Consider the following 25911-nt stretch of genomic DNA (forward strand, 5'->3'; position numbering starts at 1 on the left):
ATTATATGAAAAATTACGCTCAAAAAAGGCGACCTAAGTCGCCTTTGTTATTAATCGTTTTTTAAATGCTTATCAAAAAAATCGAGAAACGCTTGTAACGTTTTAATTCTATGCGGCTGATAAGACAAGTAATGGTCGCCATCTTCTAGCTCAATGTAAGTAACATCTTTATCTTCGTCATCTAATTCATCTTCCATTTCTCGACTATGGTAAATAGGGACAACACTGTCGTCGCTACCATGCACAAGTAAAACAGGTTTGTTGATTGATTTAGCAAAATTGACCGGCGAATTAGCCTCTAGCTTATCGCTATTTGTTCCAAACTGTTTTCGTACTATGTCTTTGTTTGTAAAGTGTCGGGCTTTACTCACAATATGCTCAAGGTCAGTTACCCCTGCAAAACTTGCCGCACATTTAAATGTTTCAGGGTGTTTAATAACAGCCATTAAGGCGGCATATCCACCATAGCTTGCGCCACCAATACAAATTTTATCAGCCTGAGCAATCCCTTGGTCTATTAACCAGTTAGCTCCATCTTGTAAGTCATCTTGCATGGCTAAACCAAAACCTTGGATCGACTGCATTAAAAAGTCATAACCATAACCACTTGAGCCACGAAAGTTAGGCTGTAACACGGCATAACCATTATATGCCAGTAGCGCCGTCCAATAGTCAAAGCCTGCATAGTCGCGCGCCATAGGCCCACCATGTGGAAATATAATAGTGGGTAACTTATCGCCTTTCTCATAGCCAACAGGCAGCGTTAAGTAGCCTTCTATAATAAGCCCGTCACGTGCTTTATAGCTAATGTGTTCTTTACCGGCGTATACGCTTTCGTTAATGTGTGGGTAAACGTCTGCAAAAAATGTTAAATCACCTCGCTTTCTGTCACCTAACATGTAGGCGCCTGATGTTTTATCTGAGCTGACATACAGTACATATTTTTGCTGATCGTCGCTGGTGCTAACAATATCCATTTCAAATGAATCTTTAGGTAATGATGCTCGTAAAGAGCGATGTAGCTTGTCTAAGTCTTCATCCCAATACGCAATACCATCTTCTAAATGCGAATGCGTAAAGCCTGCCACTTCGCCAGTTTTACGGGAGTAAAAAATATCGCCATCTACATCATACTTGTCGTCGCTAAAAATGAGCTCACGTTTGTTAGTTGATAGATTAAGCTTAAATAATGCATCACGCCCTTCATGTAGCGCAGTGATGTATAAAAAGTTAGGGTCTTTATCAAAGCCAAGTATCGAAATGCTTTGCTCACTAAATACTTCGTAGCTAAATAGTGTTTGCCACGACTCATTTTGCTCGTTGTACAGCTCGTAAGTAAATTGTGTTTCATCCATTTTTTTAGCAATACGAACCTTGCCTTGTCTATCAGCAAACCAACTGGTTACATCTGCACGAGCACGTTGTATTTGTTTTTTGCGTAAGGTAGTTAGGTCAAGTTCATACACCGCAGGGGTATTGGCTATTTTAAAATCGCCCTGCACGAGTATTTTATTTTCTTGCTCCGGTAAAAAGCTAATAATTCGGTCAGAAAACTGAGGCTGCTTTTCATCACGCGTGTTGTTTGCTCTAAAAGCCAGTTTTATTCCTTTATCATCACTTAGATTATACGAATACATTAATGTAGACGCATACTTAACCCCACCAAATTGATATTTAATGTATCGTGCGCCCAATAACAAAACATCATTATTTGCCCAACTAAACCAGTCAAAAAATACAGTGTGGTTATCCGATTTAATAATCGGCTTGCCCTTGCCTGTTGTAAGGCTTTGCACCATTAAAACTAAATCGCCATCAAGGTTTCTAACATACGCAATGTTATTTCCATCTGGTGAGAGCTTAACTTGGCTTATGCTTTTTAAGCCTGCAAACGCTTCTATGGGTAGCTTTTTATCAGAGGCTGATAGGCAGCTAAAACTAAGTAGGGCAAATACTAAAGTGAGGTAAAGTTTAGACATTAAATATCCATTTGTTTTTATAAGTAACGCTTAATGAGTTAACAGTAAGTGTATAAAGTTAATCTGTTATTTTACAATTGTGGCCGCTTTAGTACAAATTTATCTTTAGTAGAACTAAAGTAGTCTCCACCCATTTTACCTATGCTGTTTAAACGCGTGGGATCTATATAGCCATTTACTAACACGTTATCGTCAATATAAATTCCCACCACGTTAAGTAGCATAACTTTGCCGCCACCTGGTTCGTCGCTTATCTGAATAACGTCTCTTAAGGTGCACTCGTATCTTACTTTAGCCGCTGCGGCGCCTGGGGATGTTACGTGTGTACTGGCGATTGTTTCAATATTTGCCGCCTCAAATTCACTCACATTATGTGGATAATTAGCGCAGCTTTGATTCATTTTCTCTACTAGCTCTTCACTAACAATATTAACCACGCAGTTGTTAGTGGCTTGAAGGTTTAAAAGCGTGTCTTTATTGGCTTTGTCGCGTGGGTTTACTTGGGTCACGCTCAGCACTGGCGGGTTACAGCTGGCCACTGTAAAAAAAGAGTACGGGGCAATATTAGCAACCCCCTCCTTACTAAGTGTGCTTACCCAAGCAATAGGACGCGGGCTAATACCCCCTACTAAATACGAGTAAACATTGTGCTGCGTGCTTTGCGTTAAATCTAAAAACATAATTTTCCTTTATACGTCGTACTGCAAATCGTAAAAGCGCTGTATTGCGTACAGTATTTCATAACTGCAGCCACTTTTTTAAACATGCGCGAAAAAATAAACATAGTGTGGTTTAAACGCGATTTACGCCTTAGCGACCATCAACCACTTAAAAATGCATTTAGTGATGATTTACCCACGTTACTGCTATACAACTTTGAGCCACTAATGCTTGAGGATGCACATTATAATGCGCGCCATTGGCGTTTTGTTTATCAATCAATAGGCGAAATAAATCAGCAGCTAACTCGCTACAAAGCAACGCTGTATATTTTTAACCAAGACATGCTGACACTGTTAAACACGCTTAATCAAACATACCAAATAGCAAACATATTTAGCCATCAAGAAATTGGCTTAAACAATACTTTTGAGCGCGATAAAGCCGTGGCTATATGGTGTAAAGCTAACAAAGTTAACTGGCTTGAGTCACAAACGGGCGGCGTTATTCGTGGCAAAAAAAACCGTAAAGATTGGAACGCACGCTGGCAACAAACAATGCAGGCTCCTATTGCTATTCCCAATTGGAAAAACATAAAAACCATTACACTTAATAACTACCAAACACCTAAATTACCCGACAGCTACACGCAAAATGATGACAACTTTCAAGTAGGTGGGCCTTTAACTGCGCACACAATATTGCAAAGCTTTTTTGCTGAGCGCGGTAAGGGGTATCAAAAAGGCATATCTAGCCCCAGCTTAAGCCGTATTCACTGCTCTAGGCTTTCGCCTTATTTAGCATGGGGTAATATTAGCCTTAAACAGGTTTATCAAACCGCTATTGATGCATACCATGCAAAACACCCAAGCAAAAAAGGCTGGAAGCGCCCGCTTGCTGCATTTGTATCGCGTTTGCATTGGCACTGCCATTTTATGCAAAAATTTGAAAGTGAGAGTACGATGGAATTTAAAGCGCTCAATGCGGGGTATCATCAGTTCCCATATAGAAACGATGACAACGTACAACACGATATTGAGCGCTGGGCACAAGGCCAAACGGGTATACCCATTATTGATGCCTGTATGCGCTGTTTAAACACCACGGGCTATATTAATTTTAGAATGCGCGCTATGTTGGTTAGCTTTGTAACGCATCATTTAAATATAAGCTGGCAGCAGGCAAGCTTACCTTTGGCAAATTACTTTTTAGACTTTGAACCTGGCATTCATTACCCACAAATACAAATGCAGGCCTCAGTTACGGGTATTAATACCATTAGGCATTACAACCCAATTAAGCAATCTGAAGATCAAGACCCAACCGGCGCCTTTATTAAAAAATGGTGCCCCGAACTTGAAAAGCTGCCGATAGAATATTTACACGAGCCTTGGCAACAAACACCAATGGAAGCGCTGTTTAACGACTTTAAACTTGGTGAAGACTACCCCGAGCCAATGCTTGATTTAACTCAAGCCTCCAAACAAGCGCGCGAACGTTTATGGCAATACCGCGAGCGCGCCGATGTTAAACGTGCAATTCCTAACATATTAAAAAAGCATGTAGGGCTTACTCGTACACACAAAAACACCGCAAAAAGTAATTAATATGGCACATAAAAAAAGTCACTTACCACAAAAAATGTGCCCTGTTTGCAACAAGCCTTTTGCGTGGCGTAAAAAATGGCAGCGCGATTGGGATAACGTTATTTACTGCTCAGAGCGCTGTAAACGTAATAAAAAGTAAAAGGTATTAATCCTTTATGCTATGCGTGAGCTGGCGTCTATTTTGCAATGGTATGAATAACTCGGCTTTTAAGGCTGTATTTAGGTGCTTTAAGTAAATAGCACTTACTCAGCCTGAAAAGCTTACATGCAACGCAAGGAGAAGATGATGACGATTAAAAAAACGGCAAACTCAACCTGGTCAGGCGATATTAAAACAGGTAAAGGCAGTATTTCTACACAAAGCGGCGCACTTGATAAACAACCATTTGGTTTTAATACTCGCTTTGAAGACGAGCCTGGTTCTAACCCAGAAGAATTAGTTGGAGCTGCGCACAGTGCCTGCTTTAGTATGGCGCTTTCGCTTGCTCTCGGCGATGCCGGTTTTAAAGCCGATAAAATTGATACTAAAGCCACCGTAAGCCTTGATGAGGTTGATGACGGCTTTGCAGTCACCCATATAGCGCTTGAAGTAAACGCACGTATTAAAGATATTGCTAACGAGCAATTTCAGGCACTGTGTGAGCAAACTAAAAAAGGCTGCCCTATTTCAAAGCTACTTAATACCGAAATCTCCCTAAAAGCAACGCTCGACTCAACCGCATAAAACGTAATTTTTAAACCTTACGGTTTTTCGCGTTAAGCCGGGTAACCTGTTACTTGGCTTAACACTCATCCCTAACCCTTTTTGAGTTATTTGAGTTTAACAACTCTTTTAGCAGTGCTATACCCATCCCTAAAGCAGGCCATACTACCCATAAATAATTTGGCGATGTAATTAAGTTTATCGCGGTCAAAAATACCAAAGCCACAAAGTAACGTTTTAAATTATCAAAAAATGCTGGTGTATTCATGTTTGCTCTCCTCTTAAAATGTAAGGTTATTATTGCCTTAATTTTTAAGCCTGAAAGGTGCTATTTGTCATTAGTTAATATGACATTAGTCATCAATTTATAGCAGCCCCTTCAAGCGCATCTCTACAAATACTTATACAAACATACAGTTACTTACAATTATTTAAATGTATTTTAAAGAGTATTTAATATAATACCTTTTCTAGATACACCTATTTAATTATAAGAAAGGATACTTATGCGCTACTTAATGCCACTCTCTTTGCTTGCACTTATCTGTACAGCATCAGTAAACGCTGAACAATCAGCATCAAAGCAATGGTTTAATACAATCAACTACGCAAAAATTGATTCACGCTATTACAGCGATAATGTGTACGGATTATCTACGCATTATTACTTTGAAGAGCAACAAAGCTCGGGAGTATGGGATGATTATGGCTACCTAGATACAGATAGTAATATAGGCTTAAATTACTTTAATTCAGATGGTTATAGTAGCAAAGGGATTTTTGGAGAAGGCTTTTACGGTAATGCTTTTGCAACCATAGAGCTGCCTAATATTGGCGATACTGATACCTATTCACTTGGCATAGGTTACTTATTTGCTGATTCGTTAAAAGTATCTGCACGCATGGTAGATTACGAATATGGTGACACAGTTTATTTGTTTAAAGCGCAATATAATCACCAAATTAATGACACCGACTACATTGGTTTTACTGTTGAGACGGATGATGAAATAGAATCGTGGGACTTATCATCACGTTACTTTGCTCACCTTTACGATGAACGCTACTTTACTATAAATGCTGACTATCTCGATGCTGGCGATGATTCAATTTTTAATGTGTTGGCAAATTATTACTTTAATAAGCATGTTGCAGTAGGCGTTGGTTTATATGACTCAGATTTAGTTGTTGAAGGTAAATACTTTATTAACGATAACTACTATTTTACAGCTAATTACACCGATAACGATGACTACGATATATACAATCTCAGTTTTGTAGCTCAGTTTTAGTAAATACAAAAAAACCGCCTTGCTGGAGTCACTTCAGTTAAACAAGGCGGCTTTTATATTAAAACAGCTATAGCTTACATATTACCTAGCTCTATCATCATTGCGGTATACATACGTAAATTAAGCGCTAATTGCTCAAGCGTAATAAATTCATGCTCTGAGTGGCCGGTATAACGTTTGCCTGGCATTGAAGGGCCAAACGAGACGGCATTATCAAATAGCTTTGCGTTAGTGCCGCCCCCTATTGATACAAAGTCAGCTTGTTCGTCACCTGTAAAATGTTTAAAAATATCAAGCAGCTTTTGTGCGTGCGGCGCGCTATCTAACAGCATGGGTGTACCAATAATGGTCTCGACATTAGTAAGCGTTACGTTATTTACCGTTTCCCATTCCTTAATCGCACTGTTTATTTGCGCTTTAAGTAAGTTTTCATCTTTACCAACTGGGCGGCGCGCGTTAATGGCTAACGTTAGTGCGTTACCATCGCGTTCAATTACGGTTGGGGCTACGCTCATTGGGCCCATGAATTCATGCTCGTAGGCAATATTACCAAATTGCTTACCATGAATATCTAAGCCAATTAATTGATTTACAAATTTTATAAGCTGCCCATCGCTATTATTTTCAAGTGCTACGTCTTTAAATAGCTCGCTCAGGTGTGCAATAGCATTAACGCCCGACTCTGGCTCTGAAGAGTGCGCAGACACCCCTTTTACAGTTATTTTTAAGCCTTCAGCTAGCTCTTCAAAGTTAAACTCAACTTCACTAAGTGTTTTAGCTTTAGCTTTTAATGAGTTAATAACGACAGCGCTTGCGTTATGCAGCACTAAGCTTGCATCTTCTGGTATTTGGCTTTTAAACGCGCCGCCCGCTAAATCACTCACATACATACCGGTTTGTTTTGAGGTAGCATTAAAAGTAGGAGCAATTAAGCTCCAGCCTTTCTCGGCTACTACAACTGGGTATGATGCATCAATGGTTACGGCGTATTTTGGCTGCTCGTAGGTTTTCATAAATTCAGTAAGCGGGCCCCAATCTGACTCCTCGGCTAGGTAAATCATCAGCTCTATGCGGTTATTAAGCTCTATGCCTTTATCTTTAATCGCTTTCATGGCGTATAGTGCGGTGGCTATTGCGCCTTTGTCGTCTTCTGTGCCGCGCCCGACTAATTTTCCAGGCTCTGAGGTATCGATAATAAATGGGCTTTGTTTCCACTTACTGGCATTGGCCGGTTGTACGTCACCGTGGGTTACAACGGTAACCTTTTCGTTTTGATCTCCCATGCCTATAAGCACGGTGTAGCCTAGGTCTTGGTAATCAAACCCAAGCTCTGCCGCTTTCATTTTTAATACTGATTTAAAATTAATAAAGTCAGGATTTTGTGGCGCGGGTATCGACTCTTTATTTACCGTAGGAAAAGCCACTAAATTAGTTAACGTGTGAATTTGTGATTGTTGATAAGTATTAACAGCGTAATCGGCAACATTATCAATATTTGTATGTAATTGTGCATGTGAGCTAAAAGCAAATAAAGCACTGCAAAGCAAAGCTAACTTTTTCAAAACGTATCCTTTTGTATGAATCATTACTACCAATGCGCAATAATAAATCGCTTAAATAATTAAATTGGTATTAAAGCTAAATTATACCGCCAAGCAATAGTATTAAATAGACCTTTGCGGCAGGGTTACAACAATCGCGCTTTAAATTTAGATAGCGGCTTACATTGCATTGGTTGTATAATGTGCGACCTTAATTAATCAGAATATTAGTACTAATGAACCGCCGCAAAAAAATCGTCACCAAATTTCAGAAAAAAGATAAACGTGCTAATGCTAAATTGCATAAAAGTAATAAACCGGCGTATGTATCAAAAGCAGAGCGTGAAAAACTAGCTTTAGAGGCGCAGCAAGCAACCAACGCCGAGCAAGTTACGCCAACATCAGATTAAACTTAAGCGCCAAGAAACCTATTCTCAACGCTTTATATGGGTTTAAAATGCGTAACTGGCACTTATATTAAATGAGCGCCCTTGCCCAGCTAATTGAGTAAGCCCCGTGCTGTTACCTTGCTTAAGCGCTGCAATACTTACCCCGCCTAGGGGTAATTGGTAAAACGTATCAAATAAGTTTACCACCTCAATACCCAGCGTAAGCGCATCAAAAGAAGCTTTAGAGCTTATATTAACTAAGCTGTAACTAACGGTTTGGTTTTCTAAGCGGTTAACATCAACGCGTGATTTTGTATCTACCCACTCCCACGACAGCGCATTTTCAAATAATCCTATTTGCTGGCTTAATGAGAGCGCTGTATGTAACGGCTTAATTTGATAAAGCGGTTGGTTAGTGTCGCGGCGCTTACCACGAGTGCTCGTTATGTTTGCTGTTAATACCCATTCGCCAAACTGTGTTGATTGATAAAGTGCCTTACTTATATCAAGCTTTGCGCCATAAAGTGTGGCGTCGACATTAGTAAAGCTTAAAATGTTACGTGTTGTATTTGCTAATCCATAACTATTAAAACTACGTACAATATCTGCATCAATGTAGTCGTTTACATCGGTGTACCACACATTAGCACTTACCCGCCACGCATCATTTTTTGCTGTTTTTGAATACGTTGTACTGATGGTATGAGCGGTTTCGGCTTTGAGGTTTGGGTCACCAATATAACCATTAGCGTCTCCGTACCAGCCAATCATAGTGCTTGCCATATTACTTACACCCCAACTGTAACGTTCATATAAATTAGGGGCTCTGTTTTTGCGGGCTAGGCCTAATTGCAGCTCGTCATAAAGTGTAATTTGATAATTAGCTAATACATTTACATCAACTAAGGTGTCGGTTTTGTCTCTATCAGCATTGTTGAAGTTATTGGCAGCTAGCGCATTATTGGCAGTTGTCATTGCGCTCAAACTGCCCATATTCATCATACTCATGCCATCGTTATAGGCTTGTACTTCATCAACCTGTGTATTAACACGCTCAACCCTTATACCCGTATTTAACCAGAGCTTGTTATTGATTTGGCTTGCATATTCTGCAAATAAGGCAATACGCTCACGCTTACCGTTATTAATATTTATATAATCATTTGGCCCCATCATGGTTGAGCCTTCAATCGCCGGCCACCAATCATCAATGCGGTAATTATAATATTCTTGTCCAAGTAGTAATGAGCTATTTTGATCAAGTGTAAGGCGCCATTTAAGCTGTGTGCTTATGTCTTTTGCATCTGTTTTCATGGGCATCATGCCGGTTTTTTCTTTACTAAAAAAACCCATTTCGTGTTTAACGCTGTGCCAATTAACTTGCCCTTGTAGCTCGCTGTTTTCAAAACTGCGCTTATATTGGGCAATAGCGCCATAACTGGTGTTATCAGTCATATCCATGTACTGGTTAGCAAAACCCTGATACGGTATTTTTTGATGCGTAAGCTTTATCACAACTTGCTGTTTATCGTCACGTATCGCGCCAGTTAGGCTGTGGTTTTGAGCCCGATATAATGTATCAAGTACCACATTACCCTTTCCATCTTTGTAGCTGTTGGCATCACTAAACGACCCTTGGTAATTAAGGCTCACAGTATCGCTTGCTAAACGTGCTCCCAAACCTAGTTTTTGGCCGTTATCAACACTGCTGTACTTAGCCGAGACATAGCCTGAATGCCATGCAAGCTCAGTATTTTCGCTGTATTGTGGTGAAATTGAGTTAACGCTTATTACACCTGCAATGTTATCGCCACCAGCACTCACTGGCGAAACACCAGCAACTACATTGTAAGCCGTTACTTGATTAGCTGATATATAAGAAAGAGGTGGGTTCATCTGATTAGCGCACGCTGCAGTAACCTCTGCGCCATCAACCAGTACTTTTACTCTATCGCCCATTAAACCATTTAAAATAGGTAAGTTAGACACCCCGCCCGCAGCCGAAAAATCAACACCTAAATTGCTAAGCATTGCCTCTGACGAACCAAGCGATAAGTGCTTGTTGTGTACCTGCCCATGCACTTCAATAATTTCTAAAGTGTTATCATCTGCAAATACTGCAGGAGATAAAAGGCCAGTTAATAAAAGTGCTAAAGGAGAGAATAAATAAGTGTGTTGGATATGTTGAATATGAGCCATTTATAATTTATGCCACTGTTATATATGGCATAAATTATATAATGTAGTTACAAGTTTAGAGCGCGACAAAATGTCGCACTTTGAGAACTTACTGCCACTTAACTCGCGTTAAGCTTAGACACTGTAGCAGAAACAGCATCTGCGCCGCGTTCTATTTCTTGAATTACTTCTGAGACTTTCGCTATTAGCTCTCGGCCTTGCTCTGAGGAATCAGAGACGGAGGTGATTTGCTTTGAAATATCGTTAGTCAGCTCTTGGTTGTTTTTAACTACGGTTGCAATTTCGTTGGTTGAACTGCTGGTGCTTGCTGCAAGCTGTCTAACTTCATCGGCCACCACGGCAAAGCCTCGCCCGTACTCGCCCGCTCGGGCGGCTTCAATGGCTGCATTTAACGCCAATAAATTAGTTTGATCGGCAATACTGCTTATGGTCGACACAATAGAGCCGATAACTGCTGACTGCTCATTCAGGTTTTTAATTAAATCAACCGATTTAAGTACTTGGCTTACAATTGCATCTGAGTTTGCAATTGCATCGTGTAATATATCTGAGCCCCTTTTAGCCGTTTGCGCACTCGACACCGCCGATTCATACGCAATTTGTGCGGCCTCACTAACGGCTTCGTTGTCTTTTATGCGATCGGTAATATTAGAGGCAAACTTCACTATTTTTGTCACTTTGCCTTTATTATCTAAAATTGGGTTGTAAGTTGCCTCTAGCCATATTTGCGAGCCATCAGAGGTTATGCGTTTAAACTTACCCGACTTAAACTGCCCATCGCTTAACTCTTCCCAAAACCGAGGGTTATTTTGATAAAAAGAGTCAGTACAAAACATTTTGTGATGTTTGCCAACAATTTCTGCAAGTGAATAACCCACCGTAGATAAAAAGTTTTGATTTGCTTTAATTATGGTGCCATCGGGGTTAAATTCTATTGTAGCCAGCGCCTTATCAAGCGCTTCGGTGAGCGCTTCTTGAGATTTTCGCTGTACATAATTTTTTGTAATATCCGACGCTATTTTAATAACCTTAGTAACCACCCCGTTTACTTCAACAGGAAAATAAGTAGCCTCTAGCCATAGCTTTTCGCCATTAGCGTTAAAGCGCATAAAGGTACCGCTTGTTGAGTTTGCCCCTTGCAGCGCTTGCCAAAATTGGCTGTACTCACTCGACTTAGCGTAGTCTGAATCGCAAAAAATCCGGTGGTGCTTGCCTATTACCTCTTCTCTTTTGTAGCCTACGGTATCTAAAAAAAGCTCATTAGCGTCTAAAATTTTTCCCTCGGGTGTAAATTCAATATACGCTACATGGTTATAAATAGCGGATAGTACTGATTTACTTTCATTGAGTTGATGTTCCAATTCTTCAACTTTGGCGTTATCTTTTCGTAGACCAAACATGTGTTAAACCTTTAGGGAATAATAATAGGATGACAATAACAAACAAATATAAAAATAATATGTAAGCTAGCAATAAATGTAATAACTTTGTAAATATAGGTGTTTTTTAGTTTTTCTGCGAGCAATTAAAAGCTTGCTAGTGAGTTGCTTTGTAAAAACTTTTTATAAATTAATCTAATAAGTAACACTTTATAGCAATTAACAAAAGTAAAACAAGCCAAAAATACTATTTTTTATACATGACGTAGTACACTTTTTAACTTAAAATAGCCATCTCACTGACACACTCCACACCTAGTATATGTTTACTCTCCACACAGTTAATGTGTGGCTATTCACTATTTTTAAAATCAAAGTTAAAGGATCTTCTATGAGTGCAGATGTTGCGTCGGCATCTAATCAGTTAAATAAAGCTGCTATTTTATTAGTGTTAGCACTAGGTACGTTTATTTTAGGGTTATCAGAATTTTCAATGATGCCTATGCTACCGCTGATCAGTGAAACGTTTGGCTCAACCCCTTCGCAAAGTGGCTATGCAATTAGCGCCTATGCTATTGGTGTTGTGGTAGGCGCGCCGGTATTAATGCTTACAACGGCCAATATGCGAAAACGCAAAGCTTTGCTGATTTTTTTAAGCCTAATGTGTATTTCTAATGGTTTGAGTGCATTAGCAACCTCATTAGAGCAGCTCGTTATTTTTCGCTTTTTAAGTGGCTTACCTCACGGCGCTTACTTTGGTGCCGCTATTTTGCTTGCCTCCGATATTGCCCCTTCGGGTAAACGCGCAAGCTTTATGTCAAAAGTATTTATGGGCTTAACCATTGCAACCATCGTAGGCGTGCCTATTGTTACCTTGGTGGGGCAAAACCTAAGCTGGCGTTATTGCTTAGGTGGCGCTGCGGTTTTAGCGTTTATTGCGTTTATATTTGTATACAAAGTAGTGCCAAATATCGATAACGCTAAGCCATCTAACTTACTTAACGAGTTTGGCGTACTTAAAAATAAACTGGTGTGGTCTATTTTAGGTATTGTTATTATTGGCTTTGGCGGCGTGTTTTGTATTTATACATACATTGCCGATACAATTTTAGATGTAACTAAAACAGCCCCTTACACTATTTCTATCGCTATGGTGATGTTTGGTATTGGTTGTACGTTAGGTAATTACATATTAGGCAAAGCGGCCGATAAATCGGCCATTAAAACCACAGGCCTTGCACTGGTGTGCACCATCGTATTTGCAATTGCCTACGTTAGCGCAAGTTACAATATTTGGATGCTGTATGCGGTTATATTTTTTATTGGTTGCAGTGTGGGTTTGGCAACGCTTATTCAATCTTTATTAATGGATGTAGCCCCAGAGGGCCATGCAATGATTGGTGCATTAGTACAATGCGCATTTAACACCGCAAATGCTATCGGCCCTTGGGTTGGCGGGGCTGTTATTGCACAAGGTGCAGCGCCTAACCAAACAGGTTATGTCGCAGCAGCGTTGTTTTTAGGCGGCTTAGTAATGTGGTTTTTAAGCTACTTGCAACTTAATAAACAACAACCCGCAGCACAAACGTGTTAAGCATATAAAAAGAGCGGCTAATACAATTAGCCGCTCTTTTACTTTAACAAGGGGATTTAATCACCCACCTTACTGGGCCTCTAACGACGCCATATCAATAACAAAACGATAGCGTACGTCTGATTTTTCCATTCGCTCATACGCGGTGTTTATTTGGTCAATATTAATCATTTCGCACTCTGGCAATACGTTATTTTTGCCACAAAAATCTAGCATCTGTTGGGTTTCTTCTATCCCACCAATCAGTGAGCCTGCGATGCGCCGACGACCCATTAAAAGAGGCACAGTGTTTAGCTCTTCTACGGGGCCAACTTGCCCAACAATAACTAGCGTCCCATCTATGTCTAATAAGGGTGTGTAAATAGACAAATCGTGCTTAACAGGTACGGTGTCAATAATAATATCAAAAGCCGACTGCGACGCTTTCATTGCATCTTCGTCAGTCGACACTAAATAATGCTGCGCGCCAAGTTTTACTGCGTCATCTTTTTTAGACTCACTTCGCCCAACCACTGTTACACTCGCGCCCATGGCTACGGCATTTTTAACAGCCATGTGACCTAAGCCACCAAGCCCTACAACGGCAACACGGCTGCCTTTTGTAACGCCCCACTTATGTAATGGAGAGTAAGTAGTGATACCTGCACATAATAAAGGGGCAACGCGCGAAAGCTCTAGGTTTTCAGGGACTGATAGTACAAATTCTTCACGAACAACAATATGTTTAGAATAGCCACCTTGGGTCATCTCGCCGGTTTCTCTGTCTTTACCTGCGTATGTGCCTACCATGCCTTCTTGGCAAAATTGCTCTTCGCCGTTATCACACTGTTTGCAGCTTTGACATGAATCAACCATGCAGCCTACCGCTACTGTGTCACCTTTTTCATAGTTTTTAACAGCGCTACCAATGGCTTTTACTTTACCTACAATTTCGTGCCCAGGGACTAACGGGTAACGGCTGCCACCCCAGTCATTGCGCACTGCATGTAAATCAGAGTGGCATACGCCACAATATAAAATTTCAATTTCTACATCGTTATCGCGTAAATCGCGGCGCTCAAAAGTATATTCACCTAGTTGCGCACCTTCGCTTTTTGCTGCATATCCTACTGTTTTCATAACAACTCCATAGTCTGTAAAAATTTAAGTCGTCTACCTTTTTGCTTATTTAAGTGCTTTATTTAAAAGCCAACCCCATAAGGGCTGCCTCTAAAAATAATACCGGTATGCACTTTGATATGGTTTACACTAACGCTGGCGCTGTGAATGCACCCTGACCAAAAAAGCCCAACAAGGTTGGGCTTTTTTAACTTAAATGTTGGTTACTTATCCAGTAACGTATTTATCTCATCAATGAGTGAATGTATACGTTCAGCATTTTTTCCTAAATCGCTTCGCCCCACGCGTGACTTACTGCGTATATCGACAAAGCGCTGGCTGCCTTCATCATTGATACGCACAACTACATCGTCTTTAAAACCAAACCATGTGGTGGTATCCGTTGCTTCTACAATGCCCGTAGCCGCATTAACATTAACAAGCTCAAACCCTAAATTTTTAACCGCTTGCTCGGTAGCAGCCAATAAGTCTGTTTTTGATTGTGCATAATTTAGTGTTTTTAGCTCAGGGTAAGCTTTGCGTTGCTGCGTGGCTGTTTCTTCTCCTGCGTATTCAGCTGGGTTTTTAGCATCCGCTCGCAGCGGTACAATTGCCACAAATTTTGGCGGGTTAATTAAATCGGTCGAAATATCATGGATCGCGGGTACACTTTTAGCCTTGCTCATCATGCTCAGTGGCATTGCAATCGCGATGGCTGCAAACACCAATGCCATTAAAGTGCTGCCCATGCTAAGCGTTTTACGCATAAAAATAACCTGTATAACAAGCAGCACTAATGCAGCGCCACCCACATACACACCAAATCTAAACCCTGCAAACGCAGTACTTAGTTCAACAACCCCATACTTATATAAAGGCCCTGGCAGTAAAACGAGTAAAAAAGCGATTAAACTTACTAAGCTCACTAAAATTTTCATTATTATGATTCCTTTATCATGTGTGATCTTTAATTTTAAGTATTTGAAACCAGTACATTATACTGCCAAGCACTGGGTTTAGATTACAATTAACAGCTCACGCCACTGTATAGTGATAATTAAGTGCTTTAAATAATAAGCTTTGTTCAAAAACCTTAAAATAAGCTAATTAAAACAACTAAATAACGCATTTTTATTATCAAGCAGCGGCGCTTTAACCTTAAACTAACGTACCTAGGCTGGCGTGTCAGTATCATTACACAAAAAAGTCTAAGGTCGCGCTGTTAAAGTTACTTAAATTAGGAAAAATATCAACCAGCTCAGAAACAGGCACCCCAAACCACTGCGCTAACGTTGCAAAGTATTGCTCGTTAGCCACTTGCGGAATTAACCGCCCGCCTCCGGTATCGTATTCGCCCTCTAATTGCTGAGTAAGTAACTGGCCATAAATAGAACGGCCTTTTACCGCGCCGCCCATTACTATTTGATTCCCCGCCCAGCCATGGTCGGTGCCATCGCCGTTTGAGGTGAGCGTGCGGCCAAAGTCCGACATAGTAAACGTGGTGACTTTATCATTCATGTTTAGCTCTTTCATGGCACTGTTAAACTCGCTGAGCCCTTGAGCTAGCGTATTTAATAACGCAGGGTGCGCAGTAAGCTGATCATCGTGGGTGTCAAATCCCCCCATAGAGACAAAAAATACTTGGCGCTGTGTACTTAACGACGACTGCACACTAATAGCTTTGGCCACCGCGGCTAATTGCTCACTCAAGCTAGTATCGCTAAAGGTGGTAGTAAGCGCTGGGGCTTGTTCAAGCGCACTGTTCATCGTTTGCGTGTTGGTAATTGCGCTATTTAAGCCATTCGCATATTCACGCCCTAGTACATGGCTTGCATTGCCTAGCAAGCGGTTCATTATGTTAGTAACGTGCTCAGTGCGGGGCTGATAACCTCCAAAGGCGTTAATTGTGCTTATGCCACTTTTGTTAAGCGCAAAGGCACTGGTATTTGTGCCTGCTTGCCATAAATTAGTGCCATCGAGAGAGATATTTGCCGCAAACTGATCCTCTACAGCTAATCGCTCTAGCATACGTGCGCCCCACCCACTGTTTAAAGAGGCTTTTTCTCGGCCGTACATCCATGATGCTTGCTGATCGTTATGCGAAAATAAATGCTTAGGTAAAGGCACCGCGTTATTTTTGTAATCTGTTAATGTGGTGGGGGTAAGTAAAGTGCCTACGCCACCAACAAAGGCTAAATCATCCGACTCAAACACGCTCTGTAAAGGCGCAAGTGAGGGATGAATACCCACGCCACCTGCAAACTGCTGAGAAACACTTAACGCTAGCGGATTGTCTACTGCGAGGTTTTGCCGGCTTTGCTCGTATAAACTACGCTGCTCTCCCTCAAGTGGTAGCAACATATTAAGTGAGTCGTTTCCGCCGTATAAAAATACACACACTAGGGCTTTATAATCACCGAGTTCTGTTGCATTAGTTGCCCCCGTTAACGCTTGTAGCTGCAAACTGGTTAAAGCGGCTGCCGATACCCCGCCTTTTAAACATAATGACAAAAAGTCTCTTCTATTTAGGCTCATTATACGCTCCTAATACTGCACGTTAAATTCAGGTGAAATAGCAATCATGTATAACAAGTACGAAACCCTCACGCGGTACTGATCCTCATCAAAATAGGCATCTAAATCAAGTAAAGCTTGTGTAGTGTCAGCGCTCATATTGCCGGCAAAATACAGGGTATTATATTGCTCTATCAGTGCGCTAATGCCATTTTGCGCCAAGTAATCCATATCGCTTTGTACATAAACATAAATTCCTGCAGGGTTTAACTCGGTATGCGCTTCGGCTGTACTCCAAACCAAACTTGCAAATAAGGCATTCATTGTGCCTATTAAAGTCGCATCGTTGGCTATTTGTAATTCGGGGGCGACAAGCCCTTGGGAGCGCAAAGTCGCACTTTGGTAATCGGGTCTAAAAAAGTTAAATACAGAGCCCGACTGCATGGGGCCTTGCCCGTAGCTATCGACTAAGTTCCACGTTTTATAATAACCTTGCTGCGACTTCGCGTTAAGGTTTCGCCAAAACTGCACAGTTTTTAAAAGTGGTTCTTTAATTTTACCTTGATAGCTAAGTACACTGCCAAAATGGCGTGCTTCGTCATCTAAATAAATAGCTTTAACAACTGCGGCTAAATCGCCTCGCACACCACTTCCATTATCGTTAAATACACGTGCAACGCGCTCTACATATTGCGCAGTAGGGTTTGAGGTAATTAACCGCTGAATAAGCTGCTTAGAAATAAACGGCGCTACGTTATCGTGATTAAATAAATTATCGAGGGCTATTTTTAGCGACTCCTCTGGGCCATAACCAGGCGGTATAACCTCATTATTTAATAGAACTTTTTCTTTATCCGAATGGTATTCGCTGTAAGCTTGCATAGGGTTTATATAATCACGGCTTTTGCGTTTAAAGGTTTCGCTGCCGGCAAATGTCCAGCCTGTAAATACACGCGCAAACCCCTGTATTTGAGCCTGTCCGTAAGTTGCTATGCTATTACCGTCTGCATCTAGTTTAGCGGTGCCATCAAGGTTTAACTCATCTAGGCCAATGGTAAATAATTGCATAACCTCACGGGCGTAATTTTCATCTGGGCGAATATTAAGTGCTTCATCAGCTTTTTCGTTCCCTAAATGGCTTAGGTACGTGCCCATAATTGGCGAAAGCGTTACCTCTTCGAGTAACTCTCTAAAATTGCCAAACGCATGTTTAAGTAATAAATCGTAGTAAGTGATCATGCCCTCTGGTTGTGCACGCAAATCGCTATTTTCATCCGATACAACCAATATTTCACTCAGTGCAAATGCAACGCGTTGGCGTAGTTGATCGTCACTTTTTAGCACCGCTTTCCACCATGCATCTATTCGGCTTATATATTTAAAGTCTTCGTCATCTTCAAGTTTTACCAAGTAGTTTCGATGGTAGCTAACTGGCAGTGCTATTTGGTTATCGAGCCATTGTTGCTCACTTAAACCTTGAGCACTGTTTATTTCAGCAAGCGTTGGCCCCATGCTAGCTTGGTGTAATAACCTAGCGGCGCTGTGTATGTCCATGCTGTTTTTGGCTACAAATGTAACGGTTTGAGTGTTTGTTGCCCCTTCATTATCGGTGGCTGTTACGCTAAATGAATACGTTATAGGCTCATAACTTTGCGCAGCGGGTATAGTAAGGCGGGTACTTAACGCATCTAATGGTTCATTCAATAACGTGGTGCCCGCAGTTTGTTGCCAAACCACACTGCTTATTGTGCCGTCTTCATCGCTTGCTGTTGCAATTAGCTCAATGGTTTGGCCTTTAGTTAATTCGCTAGGTATGTCGGCAACCGACAATGTAGGAATTTTATTTGAATTGACGGTGGGCGTGTCATCGCCGCCTGAGCCACCACAGGCGCTTAGCAATAAAGCACAACTTGCTAATAAAACTGATTTGTAATGCATGTTAAATCGTCATCGTAAATTAAAGAAGGTACGCGTGTATGTACCGAGTTTGATACGATTATTGAAACACAAAATTTACAATTTAACCTTTTATTTTTTGTAACCGAGCGCTATTTAACTGTTTTGTCGTTAATATTAACCTCAATAATGGGCTTTTTTTTATTAAAAACATTCACCTTATTAGCGGCTTTAGCCACACGTTGCCAAGGCGTTTGTAGGTTCTCGTAAATTGGCCGCCAATACGCATCCATTACACTGTTGTGCCCCCGGTCGTTATTGCCAACGCCTACAGTAATTTTACCTACTTGATGCGCTTTTATCAGTGTGCCACAGGCTCTATCCCAAATGGCTAACGCTGAGCCTAGGTTACGGTCAAAATGTTTTGGGTTATCGCTGTGATGAATTTGGTGCTGAGCTGGGCTAATTAACCAATTTTCTATTTTTTTACCAAAGCTCCACCACACATGTGAGTGGCGTAAATTAGCGCCTAAAGCATTAAAGGCAAATACAAATACATTAGCCCCCAAAATATCTAACATTGATAAATTTCGGCCAAAGCAATACACACAAACGCCCACTACAAAACCTTGGGCTAACGCCATTCGACAGGCATATAAATAGCTTTCAAACGGGTGGCTGCGATAAATGGTCATTGGGGTGAGCACTAACGCACTATGATGTACCTTATGAAAATGCCACAAAAACGGCACTTTATGCAGTGCTAAATGTAATAAAAACCGTGTTAAATCATCAAATATAAACAATAAAACGGTAAAAATAACTAACACCACAGTACTTGGCAGCTGCCATACTGCGCGCTCACCAAAAAGCCATTGCAGGGCATCACTTACGCCAATAGCAACAGGCACCATAGTTAACACTATAGGCACCCACAGCGCGGCTTTAAGTAAGCGGTTTATAATTAATAATTGGTAGTCGAGCTTGGCACTTTTACTCAGCCAAATACGCTTACTAAATAAATAGCGCCCCAGCCCACGCCACGTGCGCTTTTTTTGGTGCGCACGGCCCGAGAAATACAGCAACATTGCAATCACTAACGCCGCAATGCTATAGCCAATAAAAATACGTTTATTGGCATCAAACAAATAATTTGGCGTTTGAAGAAGCGTTTGCCATATAGTCTCGAGCATAACTTACCTCTTAAAATTGATATTTGTAACCAACGGCTACGCTACGCGGTTTACCCGGGCGCGCGCCATATGGGCGACGACTAACAATGTTATCTTGGTCAAACAGATTATCTACCTTAGCGTAAATATGCCCATATTGATCAAGCTCGTAGCGCGCAGCAATATCTACAACGGTTGTAGCGGGTACCTCGACACCTGCCAACGGTAATGAAAAATCATTCCCTGTGGTGTTACCAAGCTCGCCAGCGGTATAAGCTACGCCAGCGGCCTCTGGCATTTCTGAGGTGTATTTTATTAATACATCAACCGACCAATCGTTATGTGCAAGGCCTAAGCTCAGCGCAGCTTGATGGTTAGGCAAGTACGGTAAATGATCGCCCGGGCGAATATGCCCCCACTGCGTAAATTCGCTAAATAGCTCTTCTTTAAACTCACTTTGCGTGTAGGTATAAGTTAAGCGTACTGGCACATCAATGTGCTTATTTAATGCGTAAGTGTGTGCAAATTGAGACTCAACGCCCCATACATCCACTTCCCCACCACTAAATTCGCGGTCAATTTCGTTTTCGATTCCACAATTTGACTGGCCACAGCTTTCTACTAAGTTTGAATAATCATTAAAAAAGCTCACTACTTCCACTTGGCTGTTACCGTTGTTGTAACGGCCGCCAAATTCATAGTTTACGCTTTTTTCGAACTCTTCATCTCCTTCACGTACAGGGCTAGATGGGCTTGAGGGCACAAATCCTTGGTGTACACCAAAAAGTAACCCTGCATTGGCCGATAATTGGTAAAAGCCACTTAACCCAGGTAACCAAATACGGCTCGATTTATCTTGCCAATCGTTTGCTTGTCCAGGGGCGTCATTTTGATACGACATATCCATTAACTCGCCGCGCACGCCCAAACCAAGAGTTAGCTTATCGAAGGTTACTTTGTCTTCAATATATAACGACCACGCATCGGTAGATTCGGTATTTTGTGTGGTAAATACACTCGCGGTGTCTGTACGGGTATTAACCGCGTTAACCATGGCGTAGGTGTCTTCAAAATGATCGCGCTCTATTTCATCTTGATGAAAACGCACCCCGAATGAGAGTGAGTGCTCTAGCCCAAACGCAGCGACTTGCCAATCACCATCAAACTGTATGCCTTGCGAGAAAAAGGCTCTGTCGTTCGTTCCCATGGTTAAAAACACATTGCTTTCACCACTTTGAACCGAATCGGCTTGGCCACTAATAACGCTGTATTCACGCTCAAAGCGTGTTGGGTCTGCCAAAATATCCGACAAACTACCACTGCTGTTAGTAACCGCGTTGAGTTTAAGCCATGCACGTTCAAAATCATTGCGGTAGGCGCGGGTTGTAAGGGCAAAATTGTCGCTGCTAAGCTGGTGGGTAAACATCACTTGCGTATGCTTAGTGTCCATATTTGCAGGGCCACTGGCGGCATAACGGCGATACGGTGTTTGCTGGTAATCTTCTTCGGTTAACCCAAGGTAGGTTTCGTTAGAAAGCTCATCTGAATAGGCCAGCTTTAACTCAAAGCGTTGCTTAAACTGCTCGCTATTAAGTGTGTAATCTAATTTAACTAATAAATCGTCTTTTTCAAAGCCAGTATCTTGTCCGCCATCAAGCTCTTTAAAACCGTCACTTTCTAGGCGAACGCCTTCAACTAAAAAGCCAAACTGCCCTTCGCGGTTACCATAATACGCGTGCGCTTTTTTATAGCCATCGGAGCCTGCTGAAATATCAAGCATACCGCTGGCATCATCAGGCACTTGGCGCGACACTAAATTAAGCGTACCCGCCACCGTTTGCGGGCCATAATGTATGGCTGCTGGGCCTTTAAACACTTCAACTGCGGTCATGCGTGTAGTAAGCGGAAAATAATAAGCCGCCGGTGCCGAATACGGCGCAGGGCCAATTAAAACACCATCTTCTAAAATGGTTATTTTTTTACTACGTTCAGGGGTTACGCCCCTAAAACCAATGTTAGGCCTTAGCCCAAAGCCGTCTTCTTCGCGTATGTTTACCCCAGGCACCTGCGATAAAATACGATGAATATCATCAAACTCAAATTGTTCAAGTTGCGCTTCGCCAATTAAAGTTGCCGAGCCTGCTTCGGTGCGCAATTTATCGTTATGGCTAATAATTTGAATATGTTCTAATTCGTTTTTTTGCTCTGCCACTGCTTGGCAACTTACGGCCATAAGCAATGCAATTGTAAGTTTATTGTATTTCATTGTCGCCCTTAGTCGTTATCGCCTGCAGAGGTGGTGGGTAGCTCAAGTGCTAGCTCATTAATAAAGTCATTTTTTAGCTCATCGGTCAGCACTTTCACTTGCCCATGTACATCACGTACCTGTTGCTCGTTATCAATTAGCAAATCAGCCAGCGAGCTATCTATGCTATTTAAAGTGGCTTTAAGGGCTGCTATTCCTTCAACTAAACGTGTTTTAGTAGCCTGTGCTTGCTCTGCATCTAAAAAGTCATCAAAGCCAGTGCCTGCTTGCTCAGCGTCTAAATTACCCATAATTAACGCTTCAAACGCCGCTAAGTTATTACGAATATTATCTAAAGAACTTTTTGCATCTAGGCTTTCTACATCTTCAGGGCACGCCGATGCGCCACACGAATTTGAAAAAATACCAATCGGCTCTGCTAATTTTTTATCTTTTACTATTGTGTCGATATAAAACAGTGCATCGCTAATATGATTAAGTGCTTCGTGAGTTGTGCTAAAGCGAGAGCCACTTTGGCCAGTATTTTTTAATTCGTTAGCAAAACCGCTATCCCCTTGCCAAGCTTGTAATAACTGTACTGACGAACTTAAAACATCTTCACTTGCCACCACAGCAAACTCACAACGAGCCTGACGACGCGCTAAATCTGTGCGGTTATTCCAATCTGCAAGGGCATCATTTGCCACACTACAGTGATGCGCTAATTGCTCGTTAAACAACACATGCCCAATTGCAAATAAGCCACGGCGTGTTGCTGTTCTTTCGCTAATGGCATACGGGCGATTTTGATCTTGGTTAATAACACCGTCTTGGTTATACACCACGTCTTGGTCTATCCCACAGCGGCTAAAAGTAGGCCATGAATATATTTGGTTACGTAACTGCCCTGCGTTATCAAGAAGCGGCCCCATTTGCATCATTTCGGCTTGTTGCCAACCCGCCATGGTATCAAGCCATGCTTGTTGTGCTTGAGCACGCAGCGCAATGGCCTCTTCTGAGCTTTCTTGTACGCTTTGTATTTCAGCTTGGCAGTAATTTTCAACGGCCTGTGTTTGTGTTTGTGCTTGTTGATTAAACAAAACAAACGTCGGTGTTATTACATTATCGACTAAGTTAGCAACGAGTTGTGCTTCATCAAACTCTGTAACCGCAGGCGTCGTAGTTTGCCCGCTATCACTACTTTGAAAATCACTACCTGTGCTACTTGAGCTACTTTCACCACACCCACTAAGGGTTAATACAGTAGCTGCAACCACAACCCCTTTTTTTGCATAATTGATCATTATTTCAACCCTAAAAACTTTGAAAATTAAACGGCAAAAGGCCAGCCCGTGGGCTGACCTTCCTTGGTGCTAAAACGGGTGGTTATTACCAGTTTTCAACGTTTTGAGCATCAAAGCCGTAAACTTCCTGCATCAAATCACGTGCCTCTACTAACTGCGCTTTGTATGCATCTGTTAGCAGTGGCGCTTCACCGAGCAATGTATGTAGCTCGGCAAATTTACCTGCGTTATCGTCGCTGTAAAAAGGTGAAAATGGGTTAAATTGAAAGTTCAGTGCAAAGCCTTTCATTTCACTAAAGTGCTTAGCTAAGTTAGCAAAATCGTCAGCACTTGCCTCTGTACCTTGTACTGTATCAATGTCGGCTAATGTGTCGTTGATGTAATGTACAACGGTGGCTGCAATTGCGTTTTCCCAATTGGCTACAGCAATATCACGTTGTGCTAATAACTGCGTTTTTTGATCATCGGTTAATGCACTTGGTGCAGCATCGTTAATAATTTTACGACCCGCAATAAACGCCGTCATTGCTGCGCTGCTAAAGTCAGTTGCTACTACCGCGCCTTTATCACGTTTAGCTGCATTGGTAGAGTTACCCCAATTGTATTCACTCGCTAAGTCAATTTTGCCATCGCCATCAATATCAGCGCTTGCGCTACCATCAGAAATAGCCTCGTCACTAAATTCTAAATAATGACGTGCTGCGCCAAAGTAACCAAAACCTTCATCGTATTGATGCTCTAAAGTACTGTAAGTGCCATCGGCTGCTGCATCGGTGTTATCTTCATCAAGCCCTTCGTCTAGGTAATCGTCAGTGCCTTGCGAGAACATTAACGCACCTAGCGTGTGCTTTTGAATAAGCTGGTTTAAATCAAGGCCACTTGTTGTGATGTATGCCGCAGTAATGTCATTACCGTTTACATCTTCAGACTGCGTACCGCTTGCAATTGCATCTACATTAGCGGCAAGTAAATCAAAGTAATGAAAAATAAGCCCTTCTGGTGTTTTTGCTTGAGTGCCGAAGTCGCTCCAGCCTTCAAATGTACCTTCTGTTAGCCAATCTTCTTCCATTTTAGACGCATCGTTACCAGCAATTTTACCTGTTAAGGTTTTACCTGAATTCGAAATTTCTGCAAACGACTGTTGCAATGTAGTTGCGCCATCAATAAACAAAAAGCTGTTATCTTTTACGGCTTCGTAATCGCTCCAATAAGCCATTAACTGCGCTTTAACGGCATCGCCCGTTAAGCCTTCGCTTTCAATGTAATCAACACTTAATAAGCTTATGTAAGCTTTAATTTGCGCCGAAAGTGCATGACGAGCCACTTGGCCTGTGTAACTTACCGCAGAATTACTAGCATTAACTGTTGAGGCAAATTCGTAAACGTTTACGCCATCTTGCGCTTCAATATCAGTTACAGATACGCTCAGTGTTTGTGTAAAACTTAAATCGCCAGCATCGGTTGCAGTAACTGTTACATCAACTGTTTCTACTTGCTCAGCATTAAGCGCTAACGTGCTTTTAAGCGTTAGCTCATTGCTGTCATTAATTTCAAAATACTGTTCATCATCAGAAAGTGTAAATACCATGCCTGTTGCATCGTCATCGGTTGCACTTAAAGTACCGACTACTGCGCCTACTTCATCTTCTGTTACAGCCGCTGTTGATAAGCTAATAGCGGTAGGTGCCGAATTAGTCACAGTTGGAGTGGTTGGTGTTTCGGTGCTATCGCTGGAGCTTGAGCCGCCACACGCTGTTAAACCCATAGTTGCAGTAATTACTGCACTAGCAAGGAGAGATTTACGCAAATTCATGTTGAATCCTAATATTGTATGTGAATCATTCTTATTTGTAATAGCGACTATTCTAATTACAAATACCTAACAATCAACCTAAATGTTGCTTTTTTGTTTTATTTTTAAAATAGTTTTAGTTTTTAGAACAAAGGGAGATCGGCAAAAATACTATTTAACATAGCTAAACTGTGCGTAAATTGCTTAGCAAAACATTCGCTGTACAAAGCTAATCTACTTATTAAAGTAATTTACTATCAATGGCCTATAACAACGCTTGGTTTGTACTAGATAAGTATTTTTAGAAAGGAACACTGCGCCTTAAAGCAAAATGCGAACATTACGTAAAGATAAAATCACATTAACTTTTTAGATATAAAAGCTATTTGTAATAATTATTATTTATTTTAAAAACGCACCACTTATAGCGTTTAAGTGTGGTTTTTTGCTTCACTTACTGTTTTAGAGGCTTATATCGGCGTATTGATTAAAGGTATACTAGGGCGTGTTGACCTTGGCGGATAAAATCTGTTCAATCTAGGGGCGA

At 41.4% G+C, this 25911-nt stretch carries 20 protein-coding genes; 6 read left to right on the forward strand and 14 right to left on the reverse strand.

What is annotated here, in order from left to right; translation table 11 throughout:
- Positions 1–50: 50 nt before the first annotated feature.
- Positions 51–1979: a prolyl oligopeptidase family serine peptidase gene (locus MTF68_RS11620; protein WP_248462578.1), complete on the reverse strand. Its 1929-nt coding sequence runs from the start codon at positions 1977–1979 to the stop codon at positions 51–53.
- A gap of 71 nt (positions 1980–2050) precedes the next feature.
- Entirely contained in the window at positions 2051–2659 is a 609-nt protein-coding gene (locus MTF68_RS11625; protein ID WP_248462579.1) for a flavin reductase family protein, read from the reverse strand.
- 84 nt (positions 2660–2743) lie between these two features.
- Between MTF68_RS11625 and MTF68_RS11630 the strand changes: the two genes are divergently transcribed.
- The 3 genes from MTF68_RS11630 (at position 2744) to MTF68_RS11640 (ending at position 4970) form a co-directional block, all read left to right on the forward strand.
- Entirely contained in the window at positions 2744–4246 is a 1503-nt protein-coding gene (locus tag MTF68_RS11630; RefSeq protein WP_248462580.1) for a deoxyribodipyrimidine photo-lyase, read from the forward strand.
- Position 4247: 1 nt separating this feature from the next.
- Positions 4248–4385 (forward strand): DUF2256 domain-containing protein, encoded by a 138-nt coding sequence (locus MTF68_RS11635; RefSeq protein WP_024034255.1) that lies wholly within the window; start codon positions 4248–4250, stop codon positions 4383–4385.
- A gap of 147 nt (positions 4386–4532) precedes the next feature.
- Positions 4533–4970 (forward strand): OsmC family protein, encoded by a 438-nt coding sequence (locus MTF68_RS11640; protein WP_126008718.1) that lies wholly within the window; start codon positions 4533–4535, stop codon positions 4968–4970.
- Between the two features lie 58 nt (positions 4971–5028).
- On the opposite strand, the gene MTF68_RS11645 is transcribed toward MTF68_RS11640, so the two are convergent.
- Positions 5029–5217 carry a 2TM domain-containing protein gene (locus tag MTF68_RS11645; protein ID WP_248462581.1) on the reverse strand — a complete coding sequence of 63 codons (189 nt, stop codon included), beginning with the start codon at positions 5215–5217 and terminating at the stop codon, positions 5029–5031.
- Between the two features lie 238 nt (positions 5218–5455).
- Between MTF68_RS11645 and MTF68_RS11650 the strand changes: the two genes are divergently transcribed.
- Positions 5456–6241: a putative porin gene (locus tag MTF68_RS11650; RefSeq protein ID WP_248462582.1), complete on the forward strand. Its 786-nt coding sequence runs from the start codon at positions 5456–5458 to the stop codon at positions 6239–6241.
- A gap of 74 nt (positions 6242–6315) precedes the next feature.
- On the opposite strand, the gene MTF68_RS11655 is transcribed toward MTF68_RS11650, so the two are convergent.
- Positions 6316–7803, reverse strand: coding sequence for a dipeptidase (locus MTF68_RS11655; RefSeq protein ID WP_248462583.1), 1488 nt, complete (start codon positions 7801–7803; stop codon positions 6316–6318).
- Between the two features lie 215 nt (positions 7804–8018).
- Here MTF68_RS11655 and MTF68_RS11660 point away from each other — a divergent pair, with 215 nt between their 5' ends.
- Complete coding sequence (locus MTF68_RS11660; RefSeq protein ID WP_248462584.1) at positions 8019–8192, forward strand: DUF2986 domain-containing protein; 174 nt, start codon at positions 8019–8021, stop codon at positions 8190–8192.
- Positions 8193–8234: 42 nt separating this feature from the next.
- Here MTF68_RS11660 and MTF68_RS11665 read toward each other — a convergent pair whose 3' ends face one another.
- Both MTF68_RS11665 and MTF68_RS19705 read right to left on the reverse strand, forming a co-directional pair.
- Positions 8235–10370, reverse strand: a complete 2136-nt coding sequence (locus MTF68_RS11665; protein ID WP_248462586.1) for a TonB-dependent receptor — start codon at positions 10368–10370, stop codon at positions 8235–8237.
- Positions 10371–10468: 98 nt separating this feature from the next.
- Complete coding sequence (locus tag MTF68_RS19705) at positions 10469–11770, reverse strand: PAS domain-containing methyl-accepting chemotaxis protein (protein WP_282448270.1); 1302 nt, start codon at positions 11768–11770, stop codon at positions 10469–10471.
- Between the two features lie 370 nt (positions 11771–12140).
- Here MTF68_RS19705 and MTF68_RS11680 point away from each other — a divergent pair, with 370 nt between their 5' ends.
- Entirely contained in the window at positions 12141–13343 is a 1203-nt protein-coding gene (locus tag MTF68_RS11680; protein ID WP_004587418.1) for an MFS transporter, read from the forward strand.
- A 69-nt stretch (positions 13344–13412) separates the two neighbouring features.
- Here the strand turns inward: MTF68_RS11680 and MTF68_RS11685 are convergent, their stop codons facing one another.
- The 8 genes from MTF68_RS11685 to MTF68_RS11720 all read right to left on the reverse strand — a co-directional run bounded on the left by MTF68_RS11685 (position 13413) and on the right by MTF68_RS11720 (position 25385).
- The gene (locus MTF68_RS11685) at positions 13413–14462 is read right to left on the reverse strand and encodes an NAD(P)-dependent alcohol dehydrogenase (protein WP_004587419.1); all 1050 of its coding nucleotides are present in this window, start codon (positions 14460–14462) and stop codon (positions 13413–13415) included.
- Between the two features lie 203 nt (positions 14463–14665).
- Complete coding sequence (locus MTF68_RS11690; RefSeq protein WP_055252973.1) at positions 14666–15379, reverse strand: DUF1499 domain-containing protein; 714 nt, start codon at positions 15377–15379, stop codon at positions 14666–14668.
- A gap of 256 nt (positions 15380–15635) precedes the next feature.
- Positions 15636–16976 carry a DUF1501 domain-containing protein gene (locus MTF68_RS11695; protein ID WP_248462588.1) on the reverse strand — a complete coding sequence of 447 codons (1341 nt, stop codon included), beginning with the start codon at positions 16974–16976 and terminating at the stop codon, positions 15636–15638.
- Between the two features lie 9 nt (positions 16977–16985).
- On the reverse strand, positions 16986–18893 hold the full coding sequence (locus MTF68_RS11700) for a DUF1800 family protein (RefSeq protein ID WP_248462590.1): 1908 nt from the start codon (positions 18891–18893) through the stop codon (positions 16986–16988).
- A 110-nt stretch (positions 18894–19003) separates the two neighbouring features.
- Entirely contained in the window at positions 19004–20044 is a 1041-nt protein-coding gene (locus tag MTF68_RS11705) for a sterol desaturase family protein (protein ID WP_248462592.1), read from the reverse strand.
- A gap of 10 nt (positions 20045–20054) precedes the next feature.
- The gene (locus MTF68_RS11710) at positions 20055–22289 is read right to left on the reverse strand and encodes a TonB-dependent receptor (protein ID WP_248462593.1); all 2235 of its coding nucleotides are present in this window, start codon (positions 22287–22289) and stop codon (positions 20055–20057) included.
- A gap of 8 nt (positions 22290–22297) precedes the next feature.
- Positions 22298–23572, reverse strand: a complete 1275-nt coding sequence (locus MTF68_RS11715; RefSeq protein ID WP_248462594.1) for an imelysin family protein — start codon at positions 23570–23572, stop codon at positions 22298–22300.
- Positions 23573–23657: 85 nt separating this feature from the next.
- Complete coding sequence (locus MTF68_RS11720) at positions 23658–25385, reverse strand: DUF4856 domain-containing protein (RefSeq protein WP_248462595.1); 1728 nt, start codon at positions 25383–25385, stop codon at positions 23658–23660.
- Positions 25386–25911 lie beyond the last annotated feature (526 nt).

It is taken from the genome of Pseudoalteromonas sp. 2CM37A (genome assembly GCF_023161885.1).
GTDB classification, from domain to species: domain Bacteria; phylum Pseudomonadota; class Gammaproteobacteria; order Enterobacterales; family Alteromonadaceae; genus Pseudoalteromonas; species Pseudoalteromonas atlantica.